We start from the raw sequence: 5,233 nt of genomic DNA on the forward strand, positions 1-5,233 counted from the left end.
CAGTCGTGCATGTCCCCGGGCATAGCACCCGAGACCAAGGCCGGATATCTTTGAACCTAGCTATGCCCGCCGCGCCGGGATCGGCCGGTCAGGCCGCGGGCACATGCAAGGCCAGCACGGTTTCGCCGCGCCGCGACCGCGTGTCGAGCGTACCGCCCAGCCGTCCGGCCCGTGCCCGCATCGAGCGCAGGCCGGTGCCCGGGACGGGCGCTTGCGAGGCGGCATCGAAGCCGACGCCATTGTCGTTTATGGCCAGGCTCAGCGTCTCGCCGCGCCGGTGCAGGTCGATGACGACGCGGCTTGCCTGGCTGTGCTTGAGCACGTTGGTCAGGCCTTCCTGCAGGATGCGGACGAGATCGAGGCTTCGCGCGAGCGACAGGTGGCAGTCCTCCAGCCCGGTCAGGTTCCACACGCAATCGATGTCGCGGCTTTCGCATGCCAGCGTGTGGCGGCGGCGCAGCGGCGCGATCCACTCGGCCAGCGACTGGCCGCCCGTCTGGTCGTCGGCGGCGGTGTCGATGATGACCCGCAACTCGTCGCGCAGTTCCTTGAGGACGGACAGGAAGCGATCGGCCGGCAGGTTCTGCGGCGCATGCTCCAGCATGGCGATCGAATTGACCAGGGTGCCGCCCATGCCATCGTGCAGATTGTGGGAAAGGGAGACGCGCTCGGCCAGCCTGGTGTTGGCCAGGGTGACCTCATGCTGCTGATGCAGCGTGAGGGCGAGTTCTTCCCTGGCGGTTTCGATCTTGGCCGTGAGCTCATCGTTGAACCCCTCGATGCGGCGCATGTTGGCGACGAAGTTCCAGGCCAGCACCAGCGCCATGCCGACCATCTGAAAGTGGGATGTCAGCGTGACGTAGTAGACATTGCCAAGAAGGATGCCGAGATAGGTCATCAGGTCATGCAGGATGGCCACGATGGTGAGCGCGTTGACGATGTGAAGGACGATGTGGTCCAGCCGATTGCTGCGCCAGGTCAGGCCGATCGACAGGAAACAGGCGCCGATGTAAAGCAGCGACCAGAACAAGGCCAGCAGGTTGAGCATCGGGCCGAGTTGGGAATGCGGTGTGGCAAACAGGGCCGCGGCGCCGATCGCCAGCGCGGCCCACAGCACGGCTTCCCCCCTGGGAAAGCGGCGCTCGGCAAAGCGGATGACAAACAGCACGAAGGCGGCGGCCATGACCATGAAGGAGAGCATGATAAAACGCTGCCAGGTGTCGGTCGCCGCGAACGGCCAGGGGCTCGTCACCACGAAATTGAGCGAATAGCAAAACCACGCAATCGTCATCAGGGCGAACCAGCCATAGGCCTTCAAGCTTCGGCGCAGCAGCCAGACGACGAAGAAGAAGGTGCCAAGCGCCGCGGTGACGCCGAGATAGAAGACCGGCAGTTCGCGGCGAATCCAGAATTGCTGGACAAAATGGGCACGCGTCGCCGAAGGCGGGCCGATCAGGACCGGACCAAGGCCTGGCTGGTACGGCGCTAGGCCCGAGACCCTGATCAGCAGCGTGTTGGTGCCGGCATGCAGGACCGGGGAAGCGAGCTGCCAGTAGCGGGGCACGTTCCATGAGCGCGTCAACGGCTCGACGAGGAATTCGTCGCGGCCGAGTTCCGCGGCGTTGACAGAGATCGATCCGGCCAGTGTCCAGTAGTTCAGCGCGAGGCCTAGCGGCTCGGCCGCGTCGGGCCTGTCGAAGGTGAGGCGATACCAGACCACGCCGTCGAAACCGGGCCAGCGCGTCGCCCAGTCATCGGGCAAGGTCACGCTGGTCCAGCCGGCGGCCGGCGGCGCGGCGGCGTCCCAGCCGGATCGAACGGCCTCGATCGTCTTGAACGGCACGGCCCCGTCGGCGCCGAGGGCGATGCCGCCCGGCGCGAGGAGCAGGAATATCAGGGCAAGAAGCCTTGCGACCGCGCCTCGAAAATCGCTTCCGTCCGGGATTTGACCGACAGCTTCTTGTAGATGTTGCGAATGTGGCATTCGACCGTGAACCTGGAAAGGGAAAGGACCCCCGAAATCTCTCGATTGGTAAGCCCCTTGGCAACGAGGTTGAGGATCTCGACCTCGCGCGGCGTCAAGGGAGGCGGCGGCGCAAGCGCGGGCTTGCCGCGCCCCGGCCTGTCGGTGGAGGAACGGGCGCGCCCGGATGACGCCGGCGCCGACACCAGTTCCAGGATGCGCCGGGCGATGAAGGGATCGATCGGCGCGCCGCCGCGAATGGTGCTGCGGATCGAAAGTGACAGCTCGACGTCGTCGCGCTCCTTCAAGAGATAGCCGGTCGCTCCGGCACGCAGGGCTTCGAGGATGGTGTTTTCGTTGCTCCAGGCCGAGATGACGAGAATCGGCAGCGCCGCGTCGTGCTCGTGCAGGGAGCGGATGAGGTCGATGCCGTTGCCATCGGGCAGGCCGACATCGACCAGCGTCATGGCGAAGGGTTGGTCGACGAGCAGGGCCTTGGCCTGCGCGATCGACCCGGCGAAAAACAGCTCCTCCTGAGCGTAGCCAAGGCCCCTCAGGATCGAGCGCAACCGCACCTGCATCATCGGCTCGTCCTCGACGACAAGCAGCGGGCTCGGCAGCAGTGCTTCCGATGGCAGGTCGATGGCGGGATGTTCCTTGGACGACATGAACCTCGACGCGAATGGCGGCTTTCACCTGTAGCAGCCGGGCGGAAAATACCCAACCGATCGTACCCAGTCTGCCATGGATCGGTTGCCGCCGACATAGCTGGGATCAGGTAGAGCGAGCCGGGTATGGCCGTTTGTAACAGCGCCCGTGCGGGAGGCGCTTTTCGTGACATCCAACGGTTGCCTCCAAGCCCGATCCTGCTGCAATCGGAGGAGAGACAATGCGTCAACATCTGCTGAACGGTTGGCTCGTGGCAGCCCTGGTCGCGACGACCTGCCTGCTCGGCGTGACCGCTTACGCGGAGGTGAAGGAAGACATCTCGCGCGTCGCCTGCACGCATGGAGGACAGGCTCCCGGCGAGCGGGGCGCACGGTGTGATACCTGTGCCGCCGCGCGATGCGATGTGCGCGCATCAGGAGCCTGAGCGGCAGCCGTCAGGGGACCGCATGAGCGGCAATCCGCCAGCCAAAACGGCGCTTGCATCCGGGCACGATCCGCGCAGCCGAGATAGAATTTCCGATCAGACAAGCCGGATGTTGCGTGCGGGGCTGAATCCCTTGCCGCGCAAGGGTTTCAGACGCGGGCGCCGTCGAATTTTTCGCGCGCCGCCTTGACGCGCATGGTGTTGGCGCGCGCCCATTCGCTCAGTGCGCTGACGGGGATCAGCAGCTCGTGGCCGAGCTCGGTCAGCTCATAATCGACGCGCGGCGGAATGGTTGGAAACACGGTGCGGGTGACGAAGCCGTCACGCTCCAGCCCGCGCAAGGTGGTGGTCAGCATCTTCTGCGAGATGCCGCCGACGGCTGCGCGCAATTCGTTGAAACGCAGCGGTCCGTCGCCCAGCTTGCCGACGACCAGAACGGTCCATTTGTCGCCGACGCGCTGCAGGATTTCCGAGATGGCGCGGCAGTCTTCGGAGCGGTGTGGGTGCCTCGGTAACAAAAAAGTGCCTTCTTGTGCATCGCGTTTGCAGTATCTCATATAGCGCAGGTATCCAAATGATACCAGTACTTCGTGCAAGGAGAGCCCTTATGTCCAAACCCAAAATTGCCATCGTCGTCGGATCGACGCGCGCCGCTCGTTTCGCCGATGTGCCAACCCAATGGATCGCCAAGATCGCCAAGTCGCATGCCGACATCGATGTCGAGATCGTCGACCTTCGCGACTTCCCGCTGCCGTTCTTCGACGAAGTCGCATCCTCCGCATGGGCGCCGTCGCAGAACGAAGTGGCACAGCGCTGGCAGAAGAAGGTCGCCGAATTCGACGGCTTCATCTTCACCGCCGCCGAATACAATCATGGCCCGACGGCGGTGCTGAAGAATGCCATCGACTACGCCGCCAACGAATGGAACAAGAAGCCGGCCGGCTTCGTCGGCTATGGCAGCGTCGGTGGCGCTCGCGCCGTCGAACAGCTCCGCCTTCATGCCGTCGAATTGCAGATGGCGCCGGTCAAGTCGGCCGTCCATATCGCCTGGGGCGATTTCCTCGCCGTCCGCCAGGGCGAGAAGAAGCTGGAAGACCTCGAGCATCTGAACCAGGCCGCCACGGCGCTGGTCAACGACGTTGCCTGGTGGGCCAAGGTGCTCAAGGCAGCGCGTCAGGCCGACGCCGTCGCCGAGGAAGTCAAGGCGGCCTGACCGCCGGTTCGAATTATCCTCCCAAGGATCCGGGGCGGCGCTTGCGCCGCCCTTTTTCAATTATAGCGGCTCAAACCGAAAGCTGGCGCCGGATCGGACGACGCGGCCGATACCGGGCGAATCCAGATGCGCGCCGGCGACGAAACATGATCGTCGGCAGCAAGCGCCAGCAACCGCAACCGGCTTTCGCGCGCCTGGTCCTGATCGGCATCGAATTCCCACGTCACCTCAGGTCGATCGAACTGAAGCGATGGGACGTGAACGGTGTCGCCCCAAATCAGAATGCGTTCGCCACCGCTCGAAACACGAAAGCAGCTGTGTCCCGCTTCATGGCCATGGGCTTCGACAATGTCGACATGTGTCCCGATACGGTCTCCGGCCTCGAAGGGTTCCGCCATGCTGTGAAATCGTTCGAGCCGCGCTTCGGCGCGAAAAAAGCCGAGTTCTTCCCCGGGAACGAGCAAACGCGCCAGGCGCGGGAAAGCGTCGCGGCCGTCGGCAAGCACAAGACCATGGATGTGGTCGAGATGGGTGTGGGTGAAACAGACGGCACGGACTCGTCCGGCATCGATGCCAGCTTCGTCCAGCGCCTCGGGAAGTCGGCCCATGGTGGGATGCCAGGCGTTCGAGGCACCGGTATCGATCAGGATGATTCCGTCTCCATCGTCAATCGCGAAGGCATTGACGGACAGTCTGAGTTGACCACCAACCAATGCGACTTGTTGCGGCAATTCATCGCCAAATGGCTTGTCGCCGGGTTGCCGAAGCCGTCCGATCGGCATGTCGACATAGCCATCGCGCAAGGAGGTGATGCGCAAGTCACCAAGATCGTAGGTCTGATAAAGGTCGCCCGAAGCCATGCGGTGCATTTTTTCCGATCCGTCTGCAGACAACCGGCAACATGCGACGGGCCAGCTGCGTCGGCAACCCGCCCGCTCAATTCGATCTGTGCCATGGGTGCGTT

At 63.9% G+C, this 5,233-nt stretch carries 6 protein-coding genes; 2 read left to right on the plus strand and 4 right to left on the minus strand.

From position 1 onward, the window contains the following. Positions 1-88: 88 nt before the first annotated feature. Both EOA22_RS23635 and EOA22_RS23640 read right to left on the minus strand, forming a co-directional pair. A complete protein-coding gene (locus EOA22_RS23635; RefSeq protein WP_158515801.1) occupies positions 89-1,843 on the minus strand; it encodes a 7TM diverse intracellular signaling domain-containing protein in 1,755 nt (584 codons plus the stop codon). 50 nt (positions 1,844-1,893) lie between these two features. Continuing rightward, positions 1,894-2,631, minus strand: coding sequence for a response regulator transcription factor (locus tag EOA22_RS23640; protein ID WP_063168819.1), 738 nt, complete (start codon positions 2,629-2,631; stop codon positions 1,894-1,896). Positions 2,632-2,852: 221 nt separating this feature from the next. Between EOA22_RS23640 and EOA22_RS23645 the strand changes: the two genes are divergently transcribed. Further along, entirely contained in the window at positions 2,853-3,056 is a 204-nt protein-coding gene (locus EOA22_RS23645; protein WP_013530050.1) for a hypothetical protein, read from the plus strand. Between the two features lie 149 nt (positions 3,057-3,205). Here EOA22_RS23645 and EOA22_RS23650 read toward each other — a convergent pair whose 3' ends face one another. Then, positions 3,206-3,574, minus strand: a complete 369-nt coding sequence (locus EOA22_RS23650) for a helix-turn-helix domain-containing protein (protein WP_024504168.1) — start codon at positions 3,572-3,574, stop codon at positions 3,206-3,208. A gap of 89 nt (positions 3,575-3,663) precedes the next feature. Here EOA22_RS23650 and EOA22_RS23655 point away from each other — a divergent pair, with 89 nt between their 5' ends. Then, positions 3,664-4,269 carry an NADPH-dependent FMN reductase gene (locus tag EOA22_RS23655; protein ID WP_013530052.1) on the plus strand — a complete coding sequence of 202 codons (606 nt, stop codon included), beginning with the start codon at positions 3,664-3,666 and terminating at the stop codon, positions 4,267-4,269. Positions 4,270-4,325: 56 nt separating this feature from the next. On the opposite strand, the gene EOA22_RS23660 is transcribed toward EOA22_RS23655, so the two are convergent. Next, on the minus strand, positions 4,326-5,138 hold the full coding sequence (locus EOA22_RS23660) for an MBL fold metallo-hydrolase (RefSeq protein ID WP_245491918.1): 813 nt from the start codon (positions 5,136-5,138) through the stop codon (positions 4,326-4,328). Positions 5,139-5,233: the final 95 nt, after the last annotated feature.

Origin of the sequence: Mesorhizobium sp. M7A.F.Ca.US.014.04.1.1 (assembly GCF_003998745.1) — a bacterium.
Classification (GTDB): Bacteria; Pseudomonadota; Alphaproteobacteria; order Rhizobiales; family Rhizobiaceae; genus Mesorhizobium; species Mesorhizobium ciceri.

What these genes read in the sequence shown, in the direction of transcription:
- EOA22_RS23640 (WP_063168819.1), bottom strand. Translation starts at nt 2,631, where the DNA reads ATGTCGTCCAAGGAACATCCCGCCATCGACCTGCCATCGGAAGCACTG.
- EOA22_RS23645 (WP_013530050.1), top strand. Translation starts at nt 2,853, where the DNA reads ATGCGTCAACATCTGCTGAACGGTTGGCTCGTGGCAGCCCTGGTCGCG.
- EOA22_RS23655 (WP_013530052.1), top strand. Translation starts at nt 3,664, where the DNA reads ATGTCCAAACCCAAAATTGCCATCGTCGTCGGATCGACGCGCGCCGCT.
- EOA22_RS23660 (WP_245491918.1), bottom strand. Translation starts at nt 5,138, where the DNA reads ATGCACCGCATGGCTTCGGGCGACCTTTATCAGACCTACGATCTTGGT.